This is a genomic window from Salinibacter altiplanensis (genome assembly GCF_002894645.1).
Lineage (GTDB): Bacteria > Bacteroidota > Rhodothermia > Rhodothermales > Salinibacteraceae > Salinibacter > Salinibacter altiplanensis.
Genome location: NZ_NCQY01000011.1, coordinates 42,546 through 66,866, shown reverse-complemented (window position 1 = coordinate 66,866; position 24,321 = coordinate 42,546). Strand labels below are relative to the sequence as shown.

General features: G+C 64.8%; 21 protein-coding genes. 2 read left to right on the top strand and 19 right to left on the bottom strand.

What is annotated here, in order from left to right; translation table 11 throughout:
• Nucleotides 1-22: 22 nt before the first annotated feature.
• The 7 genes from B7R93_RS06465 to B7R93_RS06435 form a co-directional block, all read right to left on the bottom strand.
• Nucleotides 23-415 (bottom strand): Na-translocating system protein MpsC family protein, encoded by a 393-nt coding sequence (locus B7R93_RS06465; RefSeq protein WP_103020005.1) that lies wholly within the window; start codon nt 413-415, stop codon nt 23-25.
• A gap of 110 nt (nt 416-525) precedes the next feature.
• A complete protein-coding gene (locus tag B7R93_RS06460; protein WP_103020004.1) occupies nt 526-1,296 on the bottom strand; it encodes a J domain-containing protein in 771 nt (256 codons plus the stop codon).
• A gap of 10 nt (nt 1,297-1,306) precedes the next feature.
• The gene (locus B7R93_RS06455) at nt 1,307-2,917 is read right to left on the bottom strand and encodes a phytoene desaturase (RefSeq protein ID WP_103020003.1); all 1,611 of its coding nucleotides are present in this window, start codon (nt 2,915-2,917) and stop codon (nt 1,307-1,309) included.
• A 174-nt stretch (nt 2,918-3,091) separates the two neighbouring features.
• Nucleotides 3,092-5,920: a hybrid sensor histidine kinase/response regulator gene (locus tag B7R93_RS06450; RefSeq protein ID WP_232798103.1), complete on the bottom strand. Its 2,829-nt coding sequence runs from the start codon at nt 5,918-5,920 to the stop codon at nt 3,092-3,094.
• A gap of 120 nt (nt 5,921-6,040) precedes the next feature.
• Complete coding sequence (aroC, locus tag B7R93_RS06445) at nt 6,041-7,255, bottom strand: chorismate synthase (protein ID WP_103020002.1); 1,215 nt, start codon at nt 7,253-7,255, stop codon at nt 6,041-6,043.
• A gap of 77 nt (nt 7,256-7,332) precedes the next feature.
• Nucleotides 7,333-8,880: a trypsin-like peptidase domain-containing protein gene (locus B7R93_RS06440; protein WP_103020001.1), complete on the bottom strand. Its 1,548-nt coding sequence runs from the start codon at nt 8,878-8,880 to the stop codon at nt 7,333-7,335.
• Nucleotides 8,881-9,078: 198 nt separating this feature from the next.
• Nucleotides 9,079-12,246, bottom strand: a complete 3,168-nt coding sequence (locus B7R93_RS06435; RefSeq protein WP_103020000.1) for an ATP-binding protein — start codon at nt 12,244-12,246, stop codon at nt 9,079-9,081.
• 138 nt (nt 12,247-12,384) lie between these two features.
• Here B7R93_RS06435 and B7R93_RS06430 point away from each other — a divergent pair, with 138 nt between their 5' ends.
• Both B7R93_RS06430 and B7R93_RS06425 read left to right on the top strand, forming a co-directional pair.
• On the top strand, nt 12,385-12,594 hold the full coding sequence (locus B7R93_RS06430) for a hypothetical protein (protein WP_103019999.1): 210 nt from the start codon (nt 12,385-12,387) through the stop codon (nt 12,592-12,594).
• A 233-nt stretch (nt 12,595-12,827) separates the two neighbouring features.
• Nucleotides 12,828-13,751, top strand: coding sequence for a histone deacetylase family protein (locus B7R93_RS06425; RefSeq protein WP_103019998.1), 924 nt, complete (start codon nt 12,828-12,830; stop codon nt 13,749-13,751).
• Here B7R93_RS06425 and prmC read toward each other — a convergent pair.
• From prmC to B7R93_RS06365, 12 genes are all read right to left on the bottom strand, one after another.
• On the bottom strand, nt 13,744-14,655 hold the full coding sequence (gene prmC, locus B7R93_RS06420; RefSeq protein WP_103019997.1) for a peptide chain release factor N(5)-glutamine methyltransferase: 912 nt from the start codon (nt 14,653-14,655) through the stop codon (nt 13,744-13,746). The genes B7R93_RS06425 and prmC overlap by 8 nt on opposite strands.
• Before the next feature lie 41 nt (nt 14,656-14,696).
• Nucleotides 14,697-14,984, bottom strand: coding sequence for an acylphosphatase (locus B7R93_RS06415; protein ID WP_103019996.1), 288 nt, complete (start codon nt 14,982-14,984; stop codon nt 14,697-14,699).
• Between the two features lie 168 nt (nt 14,985-15,152).
• Entirely contained in the window at nt 15,153-15,989 is an 837-nt protein-coding gene (locus tag B7R93_RS06410) for a phenylalanine 4-monooxygenase (RefSeq protein WP_103019995.1), read from the bottom strand.
• Nucleotides 15,990-16,168: 179 nt separating this feature from the next.
• Nucleotides 16,169-16,381 (bottom strand): ABC transporter permease, encoded by a 213-nt coding sequence (locus tag B7R93_RS06405; protein ID WP_103019994.1) that lies wholly within the window; start codon nt 16,379-16,381, stop codon nt 16,169-16,171.
• Between the two features lie 82 nt (nt 16,382-16,463).
• Entirely contained in the window at nt 16,464-17,060 is a 597-nt protein-coding gene (locus B7R93_RS06400; protein ID WP_103019993.1) for a thioredoxin family protein, read from the bottom strand.
• A gap of 134 nt (nt 17,061-17,194) precedes the next feature.
• Nucleotides 17,195-17,782, bottom strand: coding sequence for a nicotinate (nicotinamide) nucleotide adenylyltransferase (gene nadD / locus B7R93_RS06395; protein ID WP_103019992.1), 588 nt, complete (start codon nt 17,780-17,782; stop codon nt 17,195-17,197).
• Nucleotides 17,783-17,811: 29 nt separating this feature from the next.
• Nucleotides 17,812-18,666 carry an outer membrane protein assembly factor BamD gene (locus B7R93_RS06390; protein ID WP_103019991.1) on the bottom strand — a complete coding sequence of 285 codons (855 nt, stop codon included), beginning with the start codon at nt 18,664-18,666 and terminating at the stop codon, nt 17,812-17,814.
• Between the two features lie 169 nt (nt 18,667-18,835).
• Nucleotides 18,836-20,545, bottom strand: a complete 1,710-nt coding sequence (locus tag B7R93_RS06385) for an ABC transporter substrate-binding protein (protein WP_232798100.1) — start codon at nt 20,543-20,545, stop codon at nt 18,836-18,838.
• A gap of 293 nt (nt 20,546-20,838) precedes the next feature.
• The gene (gene guaA, locus B7R93_RS06380) at nt 20,839-22,419 is read right to left on the bottom strand and encodes a glutamine-hydrolyzing GMP synthase (protein ID WP_103019989.1); all 1,581 of its coding nucleotides are present in this window, start codon (nt 22,417-22,419) and stop codon (nt 20,839-20,841) included.
• A 113-nt stretch (nt 22,420-22,532) separates the two neighbouring features.
• Nucleotides 22,533-22,907, bottom strand: coding sequence for a glycine cleavage system protein GcvH (gene gcvH / locus B7R93_RS06375; RefSeq protein ID WP_103019988.1), 375 nt, complete (start codon nt 22,905-22,907; stop codon nt 22,533-22,535).
• A 170-nt stretch (nt 22,908-23,077) separates the two neighbouring features.
• Nucleotides 23,078-23,572: a pantetheine-phosphate adenylyltransferase gene (gene coaD / locus B7R93_RS06370; RefSeq protein ID WP_103019987.1), complete on the bottom strand. Its 495-nt coding sequence runs from the start codon at nt 23,570-23,572 to the stop codon at nt 23,078-23,080.
• A 36-nt stretch (nt 23,573-23,608) separates the two neighbouring features.
• Entirely contained in the window at nt 23,609-24,211 is a 603-nt protein-coding gene (locus B7R93_RS06365) for an RsmD family RNA methyltransferase (protein ID WP_103019986.1), read from the bottom strand.
• Nucleotides 24,212-24,321 lie beyond the last annotated feature (110 nt).

Genomic DNA, 24,321 nt, shown 5'->3' with positions numbered 1-24,321 from the left:
GGGGGGGGGGGGGGGGGGGGGGTCAGCGGCTCTGCAGGGCTGCTTCCAGATCCGCATCGAGGCTGAAGACGAAGATGCGCTCTCCAGTGCGGGCGCTGATGTCGGTGTGCATACTGACAACCTCTCCCCCAGTCTCGTCTTTCACGAGGCCAGAGAGGTCCTCGCTGGAACTTTCAATCAGACGAGTGCGCATCCTCTTGATGAGCTCCACTCCTCCGTTCTCGTGGCTCAACTGGCGCTCCGCTGGGCTCAGAATGCCCTGCAACTTGACGACGACCAGGTTTTCGACGATGAACGATTTCGCCTGTTTCGGCCCGCGGCCCAGGTAGTCACGCTCAAATTGCGTAATTGCCTCGGTCACCGCAGCCTCAATCTGACCTTTTGTTTTGTTGGAGGGAGCAGAGGAGTGCGTCATCGAACCGGGCACCAGTGATAGAACGGAGCACGACGATATCCACAGAAGAATAGGGGCTGCCCCTGAGTTTGTCCAGTCCCCCGCGCTCTCCGAATGGTCTCGGAACCGACCTACGCGTCCCTCGACGATGCCGGGATCGAATCGGTGGCCCGTAGGAACGAGACAAGGACGGATCGCGGCACGTCGGTGCCCGAGAGGTCGAACCGGAGCACCGTACCGTTGCCGCGGCGATTGACGGTCGTCAGGACGGGCGGCACCGGGCGCAGCCCCTCAACCGCCCCCGGGTCGACCCGCATTACCATCGGCCCCCCGTTCCGAACCCCAACCTGATCTACACGGTCCCACGCCAGGCGAACCACCGTCCGGCCGTCGGCCCGCAGTTGAAACCGCTGAGCGTCGAGACGCAACGAGACGTCCGTGGCCTCATCGGGGAAGCGACGGGCGACGAGGGCCGTGAGCAGGCCCGCCACGAGCGCCCCCCCGCCCACGGCCAGCGCGAGGGTCCACACGTCCGCGGCCCAGACGCCCAATGCCTCAAGCACAAAGAAGACGCCAACCGCCGCGAGGCCCGCAAAGACCCGCCAGAGATATCCGCCGCACCCCGCCGGGGCTTGCTGGGTGATCCGGAGCACCTCCGGTGCCCGTGGGGTTGTGCGGGCACGATCGTAAGACTCGCGGCGGTCCGGGTCGCGCAGCACCTGGTACGCCTCTTTAATCGTCTGGAACCGCTCGGCCGCCTTCGGGTCGTCCGGGTTGTGGTCCGGGTGTGTCTCGCGGGCCTTCTCGCGGTAGGCCGCCCGGATCTCGCCGGCCGACGCCGACGGCTGCACTCCAAGCCGCGCGTAGTGGTCGGGCGGCGATGCGTCGTCGGAGCGGGACATGGCTTGGCTGTTACGCGACGGGCTCCGCGCGGGCTCCGGCCCCGTTCTGGGAAACGGACGCGCCGAACGCCTCCGGGGCCGGCACGATCGTGTCCAGCACACGGGCCGACGACAGCACGCCCGGGAGGCCCGCCCCCGGATGGGTACCGGCCCCGGCAAAGTAGAGGTGCTCCACGTCCTCGCTCTGGTTGTGGGGCCGGAACCAGGCACTCTGTGTGAGCTTCGGCTCTACACTGAACGCTGCGCCTTTGAGCGACTTGTAGTCCGTCTTGAACTCGCGGGGCGTGAGCATGCGACTCGTGACGAGGTGCTCTCCCAGGTCCGGCAGCACCGTGTCGGCCAAGTAGTCCTCCACCGCCTGCCGGTACGGCTCGGCCTGCTGGCGCCAGTCGACGCCACTGTCCAGGTGCGGCACCGGCGAGAGGACGTAGAACGCGTCGTGGCCGTCGGGCGCCATCGACGGGTCCGTCTTTGTCGGACGGTGCAGGTAGAGACTAAAGTCGTCGGCCAGCTCCTTGTGGTCGAAGATGTCGTCGAGCAGCCCTTTGTACCGCGGCCCCAGCAGGATGGAGTGGTGCTCCACGTCCTCGTAGGTGCGGTCCGTCCCAAAGTACCAGACGAACAGGCTCATCGAGTAGTCCATGTTTTCCACCTTGCGGTCCGTCCACGTGTCGCGGTGCTCGGGCGCCACGAGGTGGCGGTAGGTCCAGCCCACGTCGGCGTTGGAGACCACGAGGTCGGCGCCAAGGGTCTCGCCGGACGACAGCCGCACGCCGCTGGCCGTCTCGTTTTCCACGAGAATCTGATCGACCTCCGCGCCGTAGCGCTGCGTGACGCCGAGGTCCGCGAGGAGGTCCGCCATTCCCTGCACGAGTGAGCCGGTGCCGCCCATGGCGTACCACACGCCCCACTTGCGCTCCAGGTGGGCAATGAGCGTGTAGATGGACGTCGTGCTGAACGGATTGCCCCCAACCAGCAGCGGGTGGAACGACAGCACCTTCCGGATCTTAGGGTGGGAGATGTACTTCGACACGAGGCTGTGCACCGTCCGGTGGCTCTGCAGCTTCATCATCGCCGGCACGATCCGGAGCATGTCCGTGACGTTGTCGAACGGCACGTGCCCGAGTTCTTCGAACCCCACCTCGAAGATCTCTTCGCTCTTCTCCAGGAACCGGCGGTACCCGTCCACGTCCTCCGGCGCGAAGCGGGCAATTTCTTCGACCATGTCCTCCGTGTCGCCCGTGTAGTTGAAGGCCGTCCCGTCGTCAAAACGAATGCGGTAGAAGGGATCGACGGGCACCAGCTCCACGTCGTCCTCGAGGTCGCGTCCACAGAGGGACCAGAGCTCCTCAAAGAGAAACGGCGCGGTGATGACGGTGGGCCCGGCGTCGAACGTGAAGCCGTCCTGTTCAAAGACCCGGGCTCGCCCGCCGGGCTGATCGAGGCGGTCGAGAAGCGTGACCCGGAAGCCGCGCGTCCGCAACCGAATCGCGGACGCAAGCCCTCCTACTCCAGCACCGACGACAACGGCGTGGGGGGCGTCGGGCCCCGCCGGACGGGGCGTGGCGCGTGTGTTGAGGGAGGCGTCGTCGCGGTGGGCGAGGCGGGTGAGCCAACTCATGCGTCTGGAAAGACAGGGCTTTAAAAATACGTACCGGGAAAACGGTGCCTCGGCACAGAGAGTTCGCCTCCCATCACCACGGTCTGGTTACGTGTGTAGCATCGCAGCCCGATTGACCAGAACACTGGACTGCGGCCGGCCTTTCCTCCTCGGGCCTGTGTCCAGATGCCGCTCCTACTGCGCCACAGTTTCTTCCGACGCATGAAGGGCCTCGTGCAGAACTGCTTCGAGCTTCTCCGCGGTAAAGGGCTTGGCGAGAAAGGTTTGCGCCCCGGCCTCAAGGGCCTCCTCCGTAAGGCCGTCGGCCACCCCACTGGCGGCCACGATGGGAAGATCTGGATGCCGTTTCCGGAGCCGCCGAATCAGGTCCAACCCACTCATCTCCGGCATCCGGAGGTCCGTGATGACGAGATCGACGGCTTCTTTTTGCATCACCCGCAGGGCCGCCGCGGCATCGAGGGCAGTCCGGACCTGGTATCCGACCGCCTCCAGCGTCTGTTGCGCCGACTCCAGCACAAACTCCTCATCGTCCACCACCAAGACCTGCGTCCCGTCTCCATCAAACGACGGACGTTCGGGTTCCGCTTCCCCGTTCGTCGTGGACGCGGCCTCCGGGGTTGCCTCTTCGTCGGCGGCGGGCAGGTAAACCCCGAAAGTCGTGCCCTCTCCCTCCTCGCTCTCCACGTCCATAAACCCGTCATGGCTCTGGATGATGCTGTAGGCCGTGGAGAGCCCGAGCCCCGTGCCCTCGCCCTCCTCTTTCGTCGTAAAGAAGGGTTCGAAGATCTTATCGGCCACGTCGTCGGGCATGCCGGTGCCAGTGTCGCGCACCTCGATGCACACGTAGTCGCCCGGCTCTGCCTCGATGTTGCGACGGGCCTTCCGTTCGGTAAAGTCCACGTTGTGGGCGTCAACGGTGAGTGTCCCCCCGTCGGGCATGGCGTCCCGCGCATTGACACACAGGTTCATGAGCACCTGCTGAATCTGTGTGGCGTCTCCCACGACCGGGCGCAGGGCCGCGTCCGTTCGGGTGCGCACCTCCACGTCTTCGGGAAAGGTCTCCTCGGTCATTTCCTCGACCTCTTCGACAATCAATTCCGGCTGGAGGGCCACCCGGTCGCCCTCTACGCCGCGAGCAAAGGCCAGCACCTGCTCCACCATGTCGGAGCCGCGCTCGGCACTCTTCTGAATCATTGAGAGCGTCTGGTCCACCTTGTCGTCGGTGTCGTCCACCCGGCGCTTGAGCACCTTCACCCCGAGGGTGATGGGCACCAGCAGGTTGCCCAGGTCGTGTGCGATCCCGCCCACGAGCCGCCCGAGGCTTTCCATGCGCTGGGACCGCAGGAACTGCGACTCCAGGCGCTTCCGCTCGGTGATGTCGGTGTTGATGACGAGCACATGCTTCGGCGCTCCGGCGCTGTCGCGCACGAGCGACCACCGGCTCTCAACGATGCGCTCGTCGTCGTCCTTGGTGCGCATGTGAAGCTCCCCCGTCCACTCGCCCTTTTCCATCATTGTCTCGTGGCACCGATGGAGCTTGTCCTCCTCCGTGGGGGCGTAGAGGCAGTCGCGGGCCTGTGTGCCCACGACCTCGTCTTTCGACCAGCCGGTAAGGCGTTCGGCGCTCTTGTTCCAGTACACAATCCGCCCGTCCAAGTCGTGGGCCAGAATTGCGTCGCGGGCCTTGTCGAGAAGCTGGGCCTGTTCGCGGATTTGGCGTTCGGCCTCCTTCCGATCGGTGATGTCGCGGTAGGTGACGGCCACGCCGTTTTCCACCTTCACGGCCATTACCTGAAACCAGGCGTCTCGCCCGTCGGCGTCGTAGTGGATCTCCATCTCGGCCGGCTCGCCGGTCGCCACCACCTCGCGGTACGCGTCGAACAGTCCCTTTTCCTCCTGCCGGGGCATGTCATCCCGCAGTCGCATGCCAACGATGTCTTCGGCCGTGCTCTCGAAGAGCTTCTCTGCCTGCGGGTTGACCAGCACGCATTCGAAGTCAGTAATGGCGTCGGTCGCGTTCCGGACCGCCGAGAAGACGAGGATCCCGTCGAGCGAGCTGCTGAGGACGCTCGACAGGAGGTCGCGCGAGGTTTGCAGGGCCTCCTCCTTAAGCCGTTCGTCGGTGATGTCGTCGAACGAGACAAGGACGGCGTAGGGGGCCACCTGTCCGCTTCGGAACAGCGGCTGGGCATTTACCCGGATCCACCGCGGCGGTGCATCGGGAGGATAGACGCCCATGACCTCGTCCCGTACCGGCTCCCGCTCGATGTGGGCCCGCCAGAACGGAAACTCGACGTTGGGGAGGGGACTGCCGTCTTCCCGCAGCCCGTTCCAAATGTCGTCGTCGAACCGGCTTCCGATGATTTCGTCGAGGGGGCGGCCGAGGATGTCCTGGGCCGCCTCATTTCCATCCCGGAACACCCCGGTGTCGTCCATGAGGAGCACCCCTTCGCGGATCGTGCCGACCAGCTTGTCGAAGCGGTGGTCCACCTGCCGACGCAGGCCCTTGGCGTGCCGCTCCTCGGTCCGGTCAATGACGGACAGGAGCACCCCCCGCTCCGATCCGTTTTTGGTCTGCCACGGTCGCACCTCCCAATCCACCCGGTACGTGGGCCCATCTGGCTGGGAGAGCTGCCGTTCGCGGCCCTGCTGGCTGCCCTTTTCCTGGAGGCTCCGCAGGAACGTAGAGCGCCACTCGCCATCGGGGTCGGCAAACACCTCGAAGAACCCCCGCTGATTCGTCGGGGCCGGGAGGGCTTCCCGCGCGGACAACGCTGGCCCCGTGGACTCAACCCGATCGAGGGCGATGGGACTGCCGGTCTCGTCTCCCTCGTTTTGGAAAACCTCCAGCCACGCCCGGCTGTGCGTGACGATGCACCAGTCCTCATCGAGCATGGCGACCGGGGCCGGCGTGGCCTCCACGAATTCCTTCAGTGCACCGGGCCGTTCGACGAGGGGCCCGGTGGAGCACTGCTCCGCGTTGGATGGGGGATCGGGGGACATGGGCGACCTTGTCTCACAATGTCGGCGTCTCGGCGGAGGGTTCCCTACACACTCGCGTGACCGGGTGTTCGGCCCCATCGCCACAGATGCCACGGAGGGACCAGAAGACACCCGCCCCGGTCATTCTGAGCCGTGGCCGTCGGCTTCGATGTGGCGTCGGATGGCGGGCACAGAGTCGCCCCCGTACTTTCGGAGGAACGCATTGGCGACGGTGTAGGCAACAGTGGCTTCGGCCACGGTAGAGGCGGCCGGCACACTCGTGATGTCACTCCGCTCGTAGCGGGTGGGCTCGGGCTCGCCCGTCGCCGTGTCGACCGAGTCGAGCGGCTTGATGAGAGTGGGAATCGGCTTCATGTAGCCCCGCACGACGAGCGGCATGCCGGTGGTGGTGCCGCCCTCCGTGCCGCCCGCGTGGTTGGTGCGACGCGGGTAGGCCTGCGCGCCGTCCTCACGGGGCTCGATGGGATCGTGCACCTGCGAGCCCGGGCGGTGGGCGTTCCGGAAACCGTCCCCCACTTCGGCGGCCTTTTGGGCCTGGATCGAGCAGATGGCCTGCACGAGTTGGCCATCGAGCCGCCGGTCCCAGTGCACGTACGACCCGAGGCCGGGCGGCACGCCCGTCACGACCACCTCGTAGACACCGCCAAGCGAATCGCGGTCTTTCTTCGTCTGGTCGATGTGTTCCACGCAGCGCTCCGTCATCTCGTCGTCGATCATGCGGGTGGCGCTCTGGTCGGCCGTCTCGTAGAGCGCACTCGCCCCGTCGCTTCCCTTTTCAATGAGCGCGTTGCGACGGTCGGCCCACTCCTCGGGGGCGTCGAACCCCACGTCCCCGATGCGCACCACGTGGCTGCCCACCTCGATGCCAAACTCGTTCAGCAGGCGCCGCGCCACCGAGCAGCAGGCCACCCGCATGGCGGTCTCGCGGGCACTCGACCGGTCGATGACGGGCCGCATGTCGTCGTGCTCATACTTCTGCTTGCCCGCCAGGTCGGCGTGGCCGGGGCGGGGCATCGTCACCGTCTCCATGTCTTCGGGCGGGTCTCCCTCAATTGCCATTTTCTCAGGCCAGCCGGCCTTGTCCTTCTCGTAGGCCCCGTTGTCGATGCGGAAAGAGATGGGACTTCCGAGCGTCTCGCCAAAGCGCACCCCCGAATAGATGTGCACCTTGTCGTTCTCGATTTTCGACCGCCCCCCGCGCCCGTATCCGAGCCAGCGCCGAGCGAGGTGCTCGTTGATGTCGTCGGATGTGAGCGGCAGCTGGGCCGGGGCACCTTCCAGAACGCCAATGATGGCCTCGCCGTGCGACTCGCCGGCGGTCAGGTATCGGAGCATACTGTGGTCGTTAAACATCGGAATGGAAATGGAGGACAGAACGAGAACACGCCCTTTTGAGAGAGGGCGCTCCAAAATCACTGCTCAATCTCGTAGAAGGCCGGCGTGCCGTCGCGGCGCTGTACCTCCACGAGCACCCCCCCGGTGGCCTCCGATAGATACTGGACGACGTCGGCGGGCGACTCAATGCGGGTATCGTCGAGGCGGGTCATCACGACGCTGCGGGGCAGGCCGGCAGCCGCCGCCCGGCCTCCGCTCTCCACGTACGCCACGTACGCCCCAGCATCGACTTCAAAGGCAGAGGCCTGAGTGTCCGACAACGGGCGTAGCCCCACGTTCCACCCATCCACCTCGGTCACAGCCGTCCTCTCCTCTTCGTCGTCGGGCGGCCGGTACTCCGGGGGCTCCACGTTGGGGGAGGCTCCCGACTGGAGGTCACTCAGCCACTCCTGGTAGACCGACGTGTCTTCGCCCATCAGTTTCACGCCAAACGTGCGTGCAGTGCCGTCTCGCCACACCTCCACGGCGACCGTGTCGCCCGGGCGCCGGCGGGCAATCAGGCTTTGGAGGTCGTTGGGCGCGTTGACGGGCCTTCCCCCGATGGACACCACTACGTCGCCGCCCTGCAGCCCAGCCTGATCCGCCGCACTGCCGGGCTGTATCTCCTCGAGATACACCCCACGGATGTCGCGGAGCCCGATCTCCTCGGCCCGGTCCGCATCGACGGGAAGGATGCTGACGCCCAGGTACCCGCGCCGCACCTCGCCGTACGCGATGAGGTCGGTGATCACCCGTTCTACGAGCGCCGAGGGGATCGCAAAGCCGTAGCCTTCCGTCCGCCGGCTCCGGCTGGCGATGGCGGTGTTGATGCCGACGAGCTCCCCCCTCAGGTTGACGAGGGCCCCGCCCGAGTTGCCCGGGTTGATGGCCGCGTCGGTCTGAATGAAGTTCTCGATCCGGAACTGGTCCTCAATGATCCGCAGTTGACGGCCCAGCGCGCTTACGATGCCGGCCGTAACCGTCGAGGTAAGCTGGAGGGGATTGCCCACCGCCACCACCCAGTCCCCCACCTGCACCTGGTCCGAATCCCCGAACGGCACCACCGGAAGGTCCTCCCCATTCACCTTGATGACCGCGAGGTCGGTGGACGAATCCGTGCCCACCACCCGGGCTTCAAACTGACGCTTGTCGGTCAGTCGCACCTGGATGCGATCCGCCCCTTCCACCACGTGGCTGTTCGTCACGACGTAGCCCTCCGGGCTGATCACCACCCCGCTCCCGAGGTTCTGTGTCGGCTGCCCGAGCGGGTTCTCTCCGTTGCCCTCTGCCCCGGAGGCAACCCGGATTGACACAATTCCCTCGGTGACGTCGCCCGCAACGTCGCGGAAGAGTCGGTTGAGTGCCGCGGGCGGCGGCCCCTTTTTCTCCCAGCTGCGCGGGGCCGAGGCCGTCCGGGTTGTGCCGGCCTCCTCGGCCGTCTCCACACGCTCCACAATGCGGGCCACCTGAGTCGTATCCGCTTCCTGTTCCATCAGCAGCATTGCGAGGACCCCGGCCAGCAGCCCCACCAGCACGAGCCCAATTCCGGCAAGCAGTCGTACGGGACGTCTCGGGAACGAGGCCATCGACCTGGGGACGGCGAATGGGATGAGTATTTGGACCAAAACCCCACCTCGCACCTGGGGGATTGTTTCTGTCAATTCGCCCACAGCCCCCACGGACCCCGCCTCAATGCCGTCTGCACGTGTAAAGCGATTGCGACGATTTTCTCCCCCTCGGTCTCGGAGGCGCGCATGTCCGCGCAGTCAGACACGGCTCGCGCCTTACCCTTCTGCTCCGGCCTCCACGGACGCCGACGAGCGTGGGAACTCAACTCGGAACCGGCTCCCCTTCTTTTTTTCCGTCTCGACCCGAATGGCGCCGTCCATCTGATCCGCGAGGCGTGCCGAGATGGCAAGGCCGAGGCCGTTTCCTTCGAAGGTGCGCGACCGTCCTCGCGACTCCTGCTTAAACTCCTCGAAGAGATCCGGCAGAAACGCTTCGTCGATGCCGATGCCCGTGTCCTCCACCTCCACGTACACCCGGTCTTCGGCGGCCCCGGTCGAGACCGCGACGACTCCTTCCTCGGTGTACTTGATGGCGTTCTCGATCAGATTCCGGAGGATCTGCTCAAGGTACTGCTCGTCGAGGTCGGCCCGCGCGGGAGGCCCCGAGGTGTCTACACGAAACGAGAGGCCCTTCTCTTCGGCATCTGTGCGGAGGTCCGACGCCACGCGCGCCACGCACTCGTCGATGGGCATCGGCGTGAGCCCCAGGTCCTCCTCCCCAGCTCGCAGCATCGACAGGTCGAGAAGGGCGTTGAGGGTCCGCTTGAGGCGCTGTCCGTTCTTCTCGATCATGTCCAGAAACTCGGTCTCCTCCCCCTCCATCAGGTCCCGGAGCACCTCCAGGGAGCCGAGGATGTTGGTGAGCGGGGTGCGCAGCTCATGCGAGGTGGTAGCGAGGAAGTCCTCCTTGAGCCGGTTGGCCTCCCGCAGCCGCTCGTTGGCCTTCTTGAGCCGCTCCGCGACGACGCGCTCCCGCTCCAGTTCCCGCACCCGCTTGCGGGCTTGCCGCCGCTCTCTCTTCACCAGGCGGTAGCGCCGGTAGCCATAGGCCAGGCCAATAAACCCGAGGCCGTAGGCGAGGTAGGCCCAGGGCGTGCGGTACCAGGGCGGGAGAATCTGAATGGAGAAGGTCGATGCCTCACTAACCTGCCCACGGTCGTTTCGGGCCTGCACTTTGAGCTGGTACGTGCCCTCCCACAGGCCTCGGTACCGCTGGCTCGCATCGGTCGTCCAGTCACTCCATGCGTCTCCGGCCAACTTGTAGCGGTACTGGTGGGGTTCCACGGTGCTGTACTGGGGCGCCGCGACCTCCACCTGAACGTCTCGGCCGTGCGAAAGGACCAGTGCAGGACCGTCCCCGGACACCGGACCGGTGCCTCCGTGTAGCGTCCGCCCACTTTCAAGCAGAGAGACCCGCCGTACGATCGGCGAGGGCGGCGGCGTCAACGGCGGGCCCCCCGAGCCCTCGTCCCAGTCGTAGCGAAAAAGGTCCGATCCGTGACTGAGCCACAACGTACCGTTCGGATTCACGGATGCTCTCGTCACGTCCGGCTTCGGAAAGTGAAGAGCTTTGACGGATTTCCACCTATACGCTGAGCTCTCCTGACTGCTGTCGGCATCCGCTCGACCAAAAAACACTCGGTTCTCCGCAACGACCCAGAGGCTGTTTTTACCATTCGTTACGGACTGAACCTTGAGGGTATCGGTGCCGCTGATCTTGGGGGGCACGACTTGCTCGCGGACAAACCGCCAGGACTCTGGAGGCTGATCCAAGTTTTGCACCTGGTAGAAGCCCTCCTCTGATACGATAGCGGCTCGCTCACGGATAGAAGCTAAGGCTTTGTATCCATCCGGAAGACCGTCTTTTTCATCGTACTGAGTTATCGTTTCTACCTGGCGTCCGCTGGATGAGAGAGCTATTCGGAGAACGTCGCCGCTCCCAGTGCTAGCCCAGATGTTCCCGTTTTTACCCGCCACGAGTGACCTGATTTCTGTCTCTATCTGGCCCATCGAGAAGGAGGTCCATGTGTCTTCGGACCGTACCAGGCCTTTCAATCCCGAGCGCGTTGCGGCGTAGACGATGTCGCTGCTCCCTAGTTTCAGAAGACTGTAAGTAAATACCCAGTCTTCTGCAATGCGCTTCTCCCTGCCATCGGAGATTTTCAAAACCCCCCGATCGTCGACGGCAAGTAGAAGCTCTTCCCCAACGGAAACCATGTCCCAGACAGTAGGCAGATCTCCGTCTCCCCACTGCTCAAAGCGAGAGGCCGACTGCCCAATCAGGTTGTCCTCTCCGTCTCTGAGTACGTAAAGACCGGCTTCCGTCGAGACATATGTCGTATCCTTGTGCTGCTCGATGGCCTTAACGGTGCTATTCAGGCCTGTCCGTCCATCATGAACCGTGAGGGGAGAATTGAGATCAGCCCGGAAGATTCCCTCATTGTTCAGGGCCATCCAGAGTTGTCCCCCCCGATCCACGTGGAGGTGATTCACTACGTTGTCGGGGAGGCCGGACGCCCTGTCTAGGACCCGGTCCACGTGGCCTTGAGAATCGATGAGAACAACCCCCCCACCGATAGTCGCCAGTGCGTATTGGTCTCCCGGAATGGAACGTCCGTGATAGAAGTCATTCTCTTGAAGGTAGGTAGTCACTCCGGGTCCAAAGGACCGAAATTCTTCCCCGTCGTACCGCAAAAGTCCCTTGTTCTGCGTGCCGACGAGGAGGTCACCGCTCGGATGAGGCGCTATCATGTAGATTGGCGTCCCGTGGAAGATCTCTCCGCCCGGCACGAGGCTCAGGGAGTCCCCCTCCATCCGGAGAAGACCTTTCTCCTTCTCTCGTACGTAGAGGGTGCCGTCCACGACGAAGGACGTATGGAACCCACCGTCGCTGCTCCAAGATGTGACCGTCGATCCGTCCCACCGGAAGAGACGCTGGTTGGATTGGTAGTACACGACGTCCTCAACGACGTGGGTGCTCCATATGTCCTCGAAATTCCGCTCGTCCTTCGGGATGCGGTCGTAAAGGGAGGTGTAGCGAAGGACCCCCACCGAATCGGGTTCTAGGTAGCCGAAATCCCCTTTTTCTCCAACATATACGAGGCTGTCAGCCGCGAGGGACCGCACGAATTCTCCGGAGGCCGTCGGAATAAGGCGCCACCGCTGCCCGTCGTACTGGAGGACCCCGTCGCTATTGGCAAAATACATGAGCCCCCGGTCGTCCTCCACGACGTCCCAGTTCTGGGAGGAATGCCCGTACTCCGGCGGCGCGTGGTGCTCGCTCGGGAAGGGCACCCCACGCTCATCCAGGCCCGCCGGTTGTGCGGCGGCGAGGTGGACGACAGAAAAGAGAAAAAAGGTAATTTTTATACACTTGTGTGTCATAAGTACCTACCGAACACAAGGATATAGCTGATTTAACATGGGTCAGGGTTGGAACGGGGAAACGGAGGACATATAATAGAACTCGTATTACACGGCGAATTTCGTGCCAACAGCCCTGTGAATCAACCCTGTATTTCCATGAACCGTTCTACGTATTCCACCCTCGCGTCCCTGTTCACCGCCGCTCTGGTTGCCAGCACCCTGCTGCTGGGCGGCTGCAGCGACAGCGTCACCGGTCCGCAGCAGGCCGACGAAGACGTGACGGTCCAACAGCAGGCGGAACACAACAGCATGGGCGATGGCGATACCGATCCAAGGGCAGGACACAACACCACCGACGAAGACTAGTAGACCCGTTTTCGGCGGGACCTCGCCTCGTTCGAGGTAGGGTCTATCCACCGTCCCATCGAGCACCGCCCGGTCGGGCCTTCCCGACCGGGCGTTTTCTATGTGTGCTTCTATGTGTGCCGGCTTTTTCATGTCCCTCGGGGCAACGATTGGACCCTGGCTGCGCATCTGCGTACAAGCTACCGGTTTCTTTGCGTGTCATTCTTTTCTCTGTCAGAAGTCGCGGGCCCTAGATGCGCGTCAGTTACTGCGACGGCTACCATCTCCCTCTTCCCGAGGGGCATCCGTTTCCGATGGCCAAGTTCCCGGCCCTCCACCAGCAGCTTCTCGACGAGGACGTGATTCGCCCCCCCGACGTGGTCGCCCCCCGCCAGGCCGACTGGACGGACCTGCGGCGCGTCCACACGGCCGACTACCTGACGCATCTTGCCGAGGGCAGCCTGTCCGAACATGCCGAGCGGCGCATGGGGCTCCCGTGGTCGGAGCGCCTCGTGTACCGGTCCCGACTGGCCGTGCAGGGCACCATCAACGCGGCCCTCATGGCCCTCACGGACGGCGTTGCCGGCAACCTTGCGGGCGGCACCCACCACGCGTTTCCCGGTCACGGCGAAGGCTTCTGTGTGCTTAACGACGTGGCCGTCGCCATTCGCGTGCTGCAGGCCGCCTGCTGGGTCCAGCGCGTCCTCGTTGTGGACCTGGACGTGCACCAGGGCAACGCCAACGCGGCCGTCTTCGCGGACGACGCGTCGGTGTTTACGTTCTCGATGCACGGGGCGAAGAACTACCCGTTCGAAAAGCCCCCGTCTTCCCTCGACGTTCCCCTCGACGACGCAACGGGCGACCAATCGTACCTGGACACGCTGCAGTCGTACCTCCCTCGCACCCTGGACGCCGTGCAGCCGGACCTGGTGTTCTACCTCGGGGGCATCGACGTCGCGACGGACGACCGGTTCGGGCGACTCTCCCTCACCCGGGCAGGCCTTCACGCCCGCGACCGGTACGTGCTGGAGCAGATTCAGGCCCACGACCGTCCGGTGGCCCTTCTCCTCTCGGGAGGGTACGCCGACACCCCCGAGGCCACCGCCGACCTCCACGCCATCATGTACCGGGAAGCTGCCCACGTCTTCGAGACACCACGCTCTTCCACTGTCAACTAGCCTTTGCCCGCTCGGTCCGCCCCCACACGATCCGCGGCCGCCCACTCAGGTCCTCCTCGGTATGGACCGTTTCCACAGTCCCTTCTCCACGGAACAGTCCCTCTACCGCAGCGGCGTACTCCGCATGGACCTCAAAGACAAAAGAGCCCCCTGGCGCGCACAACACCTCCGTCCACCCAACGAGGGCGCGGTAGAAGCGAAGCGGATCGCTCCCGGCGAAGAGGGATTGGTCGGGGTCGTACTCCCGCACAACGGGCGGTAGGGACCCGGCCTCCGCGTCGGGAATGTAGGGCGGGTTGGAGACCAGGAGGTCCACGTCTCGGGGCGCGGCGTCCGGGGCCTCTGAACGCAGATCCCCGTTGAAAAATTGCACGTCGAGATCCAGATCTTGAGCATTGTCCCGGGCCACCCCGAGGGCGTCCGTGCTGACGTCGCAGGCATGCACCTCGGCGTCGGGCCGTTCGTGCTTGAGGGCGAGGGCGATGCACCCGCTTCCCGTGCCGACGTCCAGCACTTGGGGCGATGAGACAGCCTCAAGGCAAGCCAGTGCCCGATCGACGACAATTTCGGTCTCGGGGCGCGGCACCATCACGTCGGGAGACACTCGGACTCGCAGCCCGTGAAAGGAGGCGTACCCGAGGATGTGCTGCAGTGGCTCCCCCTGCACGCGACGCTCCACCATCTCGCGGAATTGCCGCGCCGCCGACGAGGCGACTGTCCGATCTGGATGGGCGTACAGATGCGCCCGGTCGCAGCCCAGCAGCTCTGTCAGCAGCCACTCTGCCGTCCGTCGTGGGGTCGATCGGTCCGCCGCCGTCAAGCGCCGGGCCGCGTGATCGATCAGTTCGAGTCGCGTCGGGGATGCTCCGGCGGTTTTCTTTTCTGCCCCGGGTAGATGCTCCATAGCAGTTCTTCTTGATGGATTGGCGGCCGCGTCCCATCGCCTCAGCGACGTACCTGAAAGATCTCAAACGCGTCGTCGGCGTCGGACCAGTCCACGTCGACCTCCTCGACGCGCGCGGTTCGCGGGCCTTCGTGTACGGCCTCGACGAGCGACTCGAGCGCATCGGTTGGCCCCTCGGCCTCCAACCGGACCGACCCGTCGGGCTCGTTGCGCACCCAGCCGCTGACGTCCAGCCGCCGGGCTCGCCGCTGCGTAAAGTTGCGAAACCCGACGCCCTGCACGCGCCCTGTAATTCGTGCGGACACCCGCTTTTCCGTCCCTGTCTCCATGAGAACGTGTGAGAGACTGATTTGAGAGCTCAACTCACGTTTTCAACCGACGGCCCCATAGATGTTTTCCATGGCCCTGTTGTTCACCGTACGGAAGCGCCCCGCCGCCGGAGGTCCGGCAGGGCGGGGCGCAGTGCTCACTCTTCAAATGGGCGGGGGACGGGGCGACTACAGCAGCCCGTTCTTCGACGTCCAGTCCCGGAAGCCGTCCACGAGCTGTTCGAAGGAGTCGAGGACAAAGAGTTCTTTCTGGAGGTTGTACACCTCGTAGTCGTCCTTCTCGACGATGTGCTCGGGATCGAAGGGATGAAGCGTCACCTCGTCGGAGAGGGCATGCGTCACCTCCTCGTTGGACGACACGATGCCCGCCCCGAAGATTTGCTTCTCATCCTGTTCCTGAATCAGACCAAACTCGACGGTGAACCAGTGGAACCGCTCCAGACGGGGGCGGTCGGCCCCCTCCGCGTTCTGTGCCGCCTGGCCATAGAGCTGGTAGAAGTCCGCAAACTCCGGCTGCGTGAGCATCGGCATGTGGCCGAAGATGTCATGGAAGCAGTCCGGCGCCGGGGTGTAGTCGAGCTCCTCCCGCCCACGGACGTAGTTTGTGGACGGGAACTTGCGCTGCGACAACAGCGAAAAGAAGTTCTTCTCGTGGATGAGGCCGGGCACGTTGGCCACCTCCCATCCGGTCTCCTCGTTGAGGCGCCGGCTCAAGTGTGCCAGGTCCGGAATCCGGTCTCCCTCCAGCCCCAGCACGTCTTGCCCCCGCATGTACGCCTCGCAGGCCCGGCCCGGAAGCTGCTCCATCTGACGCTCCACGAGGATCTGCCACGTCTCGTGGTCCTCTTCCGAGTAGCCCGGATACTCAATCTCGTCCCCCACTGGCGGGGGCTCCTCCAACGTCTGGGGAATGGTGCGCGGGTCAACGTCCTCCTGCTCTTCCTGGGCCGTTTCGAAGGCCGATCGCTCTTCGTCCGGGGTGCTCTCGACGGCGTCGCTGCTCATGGTATCACCTCAGGGGTTGTGTACGTATGAATGGCGGCTCGGAACTGTGCTTCGTACAGGTCGGAAGCGCTCCCAGATCCGATGCGGGTCGAAAGGGCTACGGGATGACCTTCCTTAACGGAACGTCCCCCCGTCCGTGGTTCTCGCGTTCTCGGTCGGGCCCCTGTGCAGGACCTTGATCACGACCGGGCTTCGTCGCGGCGAATCAGCCAGGCGACCCCGAGATACCCGAGGAAGGCCGCGGCGCTCATCAGAAGACCCGCCCGTGTGACGCGGGCGCCGTCCCCTACCACCGTTTCGGCCATTACCATCACGCCCAGAAAGAGGACGGAGATGCTGCAGGCTCCCGCGATGACATGTGTCCAGGTTCGAAATGCTTGTCCGCCGAACATGGCAGTCAGGAGATGCCCCCAGGGGAGTACGGAAGGCCGCCCATCGTTGCCCAGTGGCGGGCCCCACTCAGTGCACAATCCGCTACGCCGCGTGGGCGGGCTTCGCATCGGGCGCCCACTTGATGTTGCAGCCCACAGAGGGAATCTGTTCTACCGTCACGGTGCCGTCGGTGAGAAGCTCGTCGAGGGCCCGGCGGAGATCGTCGCCGTGGGCCTCATCCCCGTCGGGGCGCGTGTCGTCGAAGCGTCCCCGATACGCGAGTGTACGACTGTCGTCAAAGACGTAGAGGTCCGGCGTGCAGGCGGCCTTGTAGGCCTTCGCCACGTCCTGCGTCTTGTCCTGGAGATACGGGAACGGGTAGTCCTTCTCGCGGGTCCGCTCGGCCATGCGGTCGAACGAGTCGTCCGGGTAGCGCTCCGGATCGTTCGAGCAGATGCCCACGACCTGCACGCCCTCCTCCCGATACGCCCGTGCCACGTCGAGGAGAGCGTCCTCGATGTGCTTCACGTACGGGCAGTGGTTGCACATAAATACAATGACGAGCACCTCCGCCTCGTCGTAGTCCGTGAGCGAACGCTGCGCGTCGCCCCGGTCATCCACCTCAGGATTGGCCGCGGGCAGTGAGAAGTCAGGGGCCGAGTGGCCCAGCTCCATCATCGTCGACTCGGTGAGTGCCATGGGCGGGGGGGAAGCATTTGGGAAAACGTAGCGGATCCTCGGTCCGTCCTTTGGCCTAACATTTTAGAACGGCACCGTCCGACACAAGGTTCAGGCGCCGATGCATCGACCGTGGATGCTCCCGCCCTTGCTCATCAGTCGGGTGGCCGGTAGAGGTCATGCGTTTCGATATAGGAGCGCACCGCCTCAGGCACGAGGTGCCGGATGGACCGGTCGGCCCGCCGGCGAGCACGGACCTCGGTCCCCGAGATCTCCATGACGGGAGCCGCCGCATACTGAACATGGTTCGCGAAGCGGGGGGCGGCCACCGACTCGATGGCGCCAGGGCGCTTGTACACGACCAACGGGACACGCTCGGCAATCTCGTCGGGCCGGTGCCAATCGGCAAAGTGGTCGAGGCTGTCACTGCCAAGAATGAGGGCGAAGTCTGTGTCGGGATGCTGGTCCTGCAGGACACGGAGTGTCTCGACCGTGTACGATACCCCTTCCCGGTGTGCCTCAACGCCACACACTCGGAAGGCCGTGTTGCTCTCGACTGTCCGCTCGGTCATTGCCAGTCGGTGCTTCACAGCTGCCAACTCGTCGTTGGGCTTGTGGGGCGGGGTGGCATTGGGGATCCACCACACCTCATCGAGCGCGAACTGGTCGCGGACGACCTCCGCGACGATCAGATGAGCAACATGGGGAGGATTGAACGACCCCCCAAAAAGACCAACAGTCATGGGCACAATGGGCCTACAGAATCCCTCCGTCAGTTGGAGCCGCGAGACGTGTCTTCTTGCGCCAGCGACTGCTCGCCCTCCCGGGCCTGCACGCGGTCGAGCTTCTCTCGGGCCTCGCTGTACAAGTCTTCCGCCCGCCCCAGAACGGTGCTCTCGGGGAAGAGCTGCGTGAGCCGGTTGTGGTTCTCGATCGCTTTCCGGTAGCGCTCGGCCTGCTTGCTTTCCACACTTCGGTCCGCGTACCGGATGTAGGCCCGAACCGCACCGAGCAGGGCATCGTCGGCCCAGCGCGTGTCCGGGTACTGGTCGAAGGCACGTTCGTAGACCGTCGTGGCGGCCTGCCACATGTTCCGCTGCTCGTAGAGCCGGCCCGCCTCGTACTTCTTCCGCGCGAGCTTCGCGCGGAGCTCATTGATCCGCTTCTCCGCCTTCGGCACCAGCTCGTGGTTGGGGTGCCGGTCGATGAAGAGGCGAAAGAGGGAGATGGCCTGCTCCGAGTCGGACTGGTCGAGCCGGTACGCGGGGGATCGGAGGTAGTACGAGTTGGCCCGCTCAAACTCGGCCCGAGCAAGCAAGTCGTCGTTGCGGTAGAGCTGTGTGAAGCGCTGAAACTCGTTCGCGGCCACGAGGTGCTTGCTCAGCTCGCGCTGCGCCATGGCGAGCTTGAAGCGCGCGTCGGGGGCCCACTCGTTGCCCCGCCCGTACTCGAACACAGCGCGGAAGAATCGGATGGCCTGCTGGGGGTCTCCCTCCTCCATTTCTGCGACGCCCTTCTCGTACGCCTCCTCGGGCCCACTGTAGGTAAGCTGGGTGCCACTCGAGCACCCAACGAGGGCCCCAAGAAGCGAAAACACCAGAACGGGAGCGAGAGCCGACGTACGCATGAAGGGACCGCTACGATAAGGGCAGTCGACGAGAGGGCCGCCCCGGCCTTCGATACGAGAGTTGGAGCGGGGACGATAACGCGGGGCCGAAACGGCAGGGGGAAGGGTCTGTTCCTCTCCGTGGCTTTAAGCCCGGATGGATCACACCGCCCTGCGCGGCCCTCGGCCCCTACCGGAGGAGCTCCGTCTGCTGATCCCGATAGCGATGGATAAACAGCGCTTGATTTCCGTTTTCTCCCTGAAAGCCAATGCGCATCCCAAGCCCCTCGTACGTCGGGGCCGTGCGGAGTGCTCGGGGGATGGAGCCGGCCTCAGACGGCGAGAGAGTGGTCAGTAGAAAGCGGGCGACGTCGTAGCCCACGTAGGCCAGACGCCGGCCGTTGGTCGACAGTTCGTCCGGGGAACTGCCCGTGAGCAGGCGGTACCGGCGCACAAACCGCTGTACGGCTGGTCGATCCGTCTGCACGTAAAAGCCGTTCGTGTACGTGGCGGTGACCGCACTGGCCGCCTCTCTAAACGGAAGATCGTGCCACTCGGCGTTGCCGAGCACCCGTCGTCCGGGAAGGATCTGCCGGAGGCCCGTGAGGGCACTCTGGATCTTGCCCGCCGTCCCGCGTCCCGACACGGGGAGGTAGAGCGCCTCCGTCTCGGCCAGCAGAGAATCGATGGCGGCGGAGTCCCGCCGGGTGCGAAGAGAGTCGGTCTCAACGAGGGTTGAATCTTCGAGAAGGGTGGCCAGCCGCGACCAGTCCCGCGCCCCCTGAAGCAGAATGCTCAGCGGCACTGTCAAGTCCTGCCGACGCGCCTCCGTCCGAAAGCCTTCGGCCATGCGCGCCCCCAGGCCCCCGGCCTCTTCGTAAATGATCCCGACGCGGTCGATGAGAAGTGCATTTTTGGCGGCCCGTGCCATGGCCCGCCCCCGGTCCGGAATCGTGGCATTGGCCTGAAACACGTGGGATTTTCCCTCGGAGACACTCTCGTCCGTGGCCATCGGAGCCACGAGGGGCACGCGGGCGGCCTCGGCCCGCGCGCCCGCCGGGCGCGCTGCGCGGCTCCGGAGGGGCCCGAGGATCACGTCAACATTGTCGAGGCGCACAAGCGAATCGACGGCCGCCCGTGCCGCCTCGGGCCGCGAGCCCGCCCGCCGGAAGTGCATCTTTGCAACCCAATCTGGCCGATCCACCTGCTCCGCGACGATTCGCAGCGAGTCGACACGAACCGTGTCGGACGGGGCAGCCACGGTGGTCGTCCCGTCCGTCGTCGCCAGGCTGTCCCCCGAGAGGCGGGCGGTGTCGTAGACCTCGAAGGTGTCGGCCTCTGTCCGCAGTCCCGGCGGACGGATGTACCGCCGCCGCAGGCCGTTGTGCTCGTCGACCGCCAGCCGGACGCCGTTGAACAGGGCCTGAGAGAGGGGCACCTCCGCGGCCCCCATCGGAAGCGTCACGCCAACGCGGAGGGTATCTTGGGCCTGCGTCTCTTCCTGAAGCCGACTCCGGGCCCGCTCCAAGAGACGCTCCGCTTCGTCCCGGTACGTGGTCTCCGCGTATTGGTTGAGGAGGGCCTCAAGCCGGTCGATGGCGTCCCGGTAACGGCGCAGCTGCACGAGGGCCTTGCCCTCCATGAGCAGGGCGGCCGTCGTTTTTCGATTGAGCTCGTACTCGCTCACCAACCGAAAGCGTTCGTGCGCCGTCGCGTACTCGCCCCGCTCAAACGCTGCGACGCCCTCTTCAAACAGCAGCTCCGCATTGTCAATGTTCGGGATGGGGGCTGCCTCCTGAGCGTGCCCCGGTGCCGCCGACAGCCCGACACCAAGAAGCAGAAGAAGCCCAAATACGTAAGCCGATCCGGCGCGGTGCGTCACCATGGAGACGAGAGACACTGTTAGGGAATTGAGAATGTGCCTGACGGGCTGTCCACGCTCCCGAGGAGCGTCCAGGAACCGCATGCTCAGCGCGGCGACGTTCCGGGGCTCACGCAGAGCGGCGTTTGCACTCGCCCCGTCGCTCAAGGCGCATGATCTCACTCATGCACGGCCTTCGCCACAGAGCGCCTGCGGGCGCCGCTCGTGTGCATGCACTCTACCGCCTCGGCGGTCGCCCCCATCCGCCAGACAGGCCCCGATGCCAAAACGATTGTGTCGTCCTCATCCCAACGCAGACGCCCCTCGCAGCATTATTCCCACTCGATGGTTGCCGGCGGCTTGGAGCTCACGTCGTAGACCATCCGGTTGATGCCGGGAACCTCGTTGACAATGCGGTTCGAGACGTGCCCGAGAAAGTCGTGGGGCAGGTGCGCCCAGTCGGCCGTCATGCCGTCCACACTGGTCACGGCGCGCAGGGCACACACATTTTCGTAGGTGCGCTCGTCCCCCATCACCCCCACCGCCTGTACCGGCAGGAGGACGGCAAAGGCCTGCCACACCTCGTCGTAGAGGTCGTTGGCGCGCAGCTCCTCGATGAAAATGGCGTCGGCCTCTCGCAGCAGGGACAGCCGCTCTCGCGTGATCCGTCCGAGAATGCGAATGGCGAGGCCCGGCCCGGGAAAGGGATGTCGCCCCACGATCTGATCCGGCACGTCCAGCAGGCGCCCAATCTCGCGCACCTCGTCCTTGAACAGCTCCCGAAACGGCTCGATGAGGTCAAAGTCGAGCTCCTCGGGCAGCCCGCCGACGTTGTGGTGGGTCTTGATGGTAACGGACGGCCCCTTGAACGAGACGCTCTCAATGAGATCGGGGTAGAGCGTGCCCTGGGCAAGGTAGGTCGGCCGGTGCCCTAGGTCGGCGGCGATGGCCTCGGTCTGCTCCTCGAAGACCTCGACGAACGTATTGCCCACGATGGTGCGCTTTTCCTCCGGGTCCGTCACCCCGTCGAGCCGCTCCAGAAAGCGGTCCGTGGCGTCGGCGGTACGCAGGTCCATCTCGAAGTGGCCCCGGAACGTCTCTTGGACCTGGGCCCACTCCCCCTTCCGCAAGAGGCCATTGTTGACAAAGATGCAGTGGAGCTGCTCCCCAAGAGCGCGCTGCAGAAGGGCCGCGGCGACCGACGAGTCCACGCCTCCGGAGAGCCCCAGAATGACATGGCGGTCGCCCACCCGCTTCCGAATCGCGGCGGTCTGCTCCTCCACGAACGAGGCAGGCGTCCAGTCCCCGCTGCACCCACAGATCTCGTGCGCGAAGTTCTCCAGGATTTGGCGGCCGTAGTCCGTGTGCACCACCTCCGGATGGAACTGTACGCCGTAGGAGGGCGCATCTGTGTCCCGGACGGCCGCCACCGGGGCGTTGTCGGTGCGGGCAATCACCTCGTAGCCGTCGGGGAGGTCCGTCAGGTGGTCGCTGTGACTCATCCAGACGGTGGACCCGCTTGGCACGTCGTCGAAGAGACGCGATTTCTCCGCCCCGGCCGGCGGCAGCTGCAGCTGCGCTCGCCCAAACTCGCGCCGGTCGGCCCGCTCCACCGCGCCCCCAAACTGATGCGCCATCGCCTGCAGGCCGTAGCAGATGCCCAGCAGCGGCACCGGGGCGCCATCGGGCCGTTCCAGGTCGAGCAGCGCGGGGTCCAGCGCCGGCCCCTCCTCATCGTAGACCGAGCACGGCCCCCCAGACAGGATGAGGCCACTCGGGCCCAGGGCATCGATCTCCTCCGCCCCCACGGTGCAGGGACGAATCTCGGAGTACACGCCGGCCTCGCGCACCCGCCGCGCGATGAGTTGCGTGTACTGCGAACCGAAGTCCAGAACAATGATCTTGTCGTGCATCGACGCAGGGATGAGGAGCAGAGGGGGGCAGCGTGTAGAGGCAACTGGTCGCTTCGGGAGGCTTTCTTACTGGGGCGACCGGCGTGCGCGGCGCACAGCGTGAGCAAAGGGGGTCATGTGACGTCCGCGTACGCGTCCGCCCCCATCAGTTCTTCCGCGTCACCGGGCGCTTCGAGGTCGATTTCAATCATCCATCCGTCCCCGTATGGATCCTCGTTCACGACCTCCGGCGAGAGCTCAAGCTCATCGTTGACCGCCGTGATGGTGCCGTCCACGGGCATGTAGAGCTCCGATACCGTCTTGACCGCCTCAACGGTTCCGAAAATGTCGTCCTGCTCGAGCTCCGTCGCTTCCGGCTCCAGCTCGACGAACACAATGTCGCCGAGTTCACTCTGCGCAAAATCCGTAATGCCCACGGTGGCTGTGCCGTTTTCGACGCGCAGCCATTCGTGGTCGTCCGTGTAGTAGAGGTCGTCCGGCGTGTCCATTCGTCGCGTAAGGGTAAGTGAGGGATGCATGTGCAAACAAAGATACAGGACGCAGCGGCGAATCAAAAGACCTCGCGCCCGACCGTGCACGCCACCATTCGCCCTTCAACCGCTGATTCGCCAAACGGATCGGAAGCCCCCCTCGTCTTCGAGACGTGTGCTGTACACGGTCACGACTGGGCCGGCACGCCCTTCTGTTCCAACGCCTCCACGACCGGGGGCGGTACGAATTTTGAGACGTCTCCCTCCCACCGGTGGGCGTCCCGCACCATCGAGGAACTGATGAGGGCGTACTCCTCGGAGGTCATGAAGAACACGGTCTCTAGCTCCGGTGCGAGCTTCCGATTGGCAAACGCCATGCGGAACTCCGCGTCGAAGTCGCTCACCTGACGGAGTCCGCGCACCAGGGCCACCGCCCCCCTCTCTTGCGCCCGGTCTACGATCAGTCCCTGGTGCGCCTCCACCTCCACCCCATCCAGTCCTTCGGTGCACCGCCGGACGAGCGCCGTGCGCTCCTGGGTCGAAAACAGGGTCTCTTTTTCGAGGTTGACGCCCACAGTTACCTCCACCCGGTCGAAGACACGGAGGGCCCGCTCCAAAACGTCCCGGTGGCCGAACGTAAAGGGATCGAACGTGCCGGGATACAGGGCAAAATTCGGGTCCATACGGAGACGAGGGATTGAGGCAAAGCGCGCAGCGGACTACGACATCTCCGACGAAGACTCCGGGGCCGATCCGGTCTCATCCGTGGCCTCCTCCTCAGGCGGAAGCGGGGGGCGGAACAGACTGACGATGGTGCGCCCGTAGGAGCGGCTCGTCATCAACCGGGGATGCTCGTCGAACCAGTCGTGGGAGCTATGTTCGAGCGTGAAGACGCCATCGGTGTGAAGATGAGGGACCGCAAGGTCCGGCATCTCCGTCATCGTGTCCAGCTTGTAGGGCGGGTCCGCCGTAATGAGATCGAGCGCCGGTCCCTGGTAGGACCGAAGGTACTCTACCGCGTCTCCCTGAATGAAAATGCACTTGTCCTCCACCCCAATCTTTTCGGCGTTTTCCCGGGCATACTCGAGAACATCCCGCTTCTTCTCCACGAACGTCACGAGATCCGCGCCCCGGCTGATGGCCTCCAGACCGAGTGCGCCGGTGCCGGAGAAGAGATCGAGCACCTCCGCCCCCTCAAGGTAGATGCGGGCGTCGATGAGCCCGAACAGGGCCTCCCGCGTCCGGGCCGTGGATGGGCGTGTCTCGTGGCCGGAGGGCGTCTTGAGGCCGTGTCCCCCAAACCGGCCGGCGATGAGTTTCATAATGATCCAGGAGCGATGGGTGAGCGGATGACGCAATGAGGCCGTACGAGCCCCGGAAATGGTAAACAGCCTTCGAGGAAGAGATCCCGGACGACGGCGTCAGCGGGGGG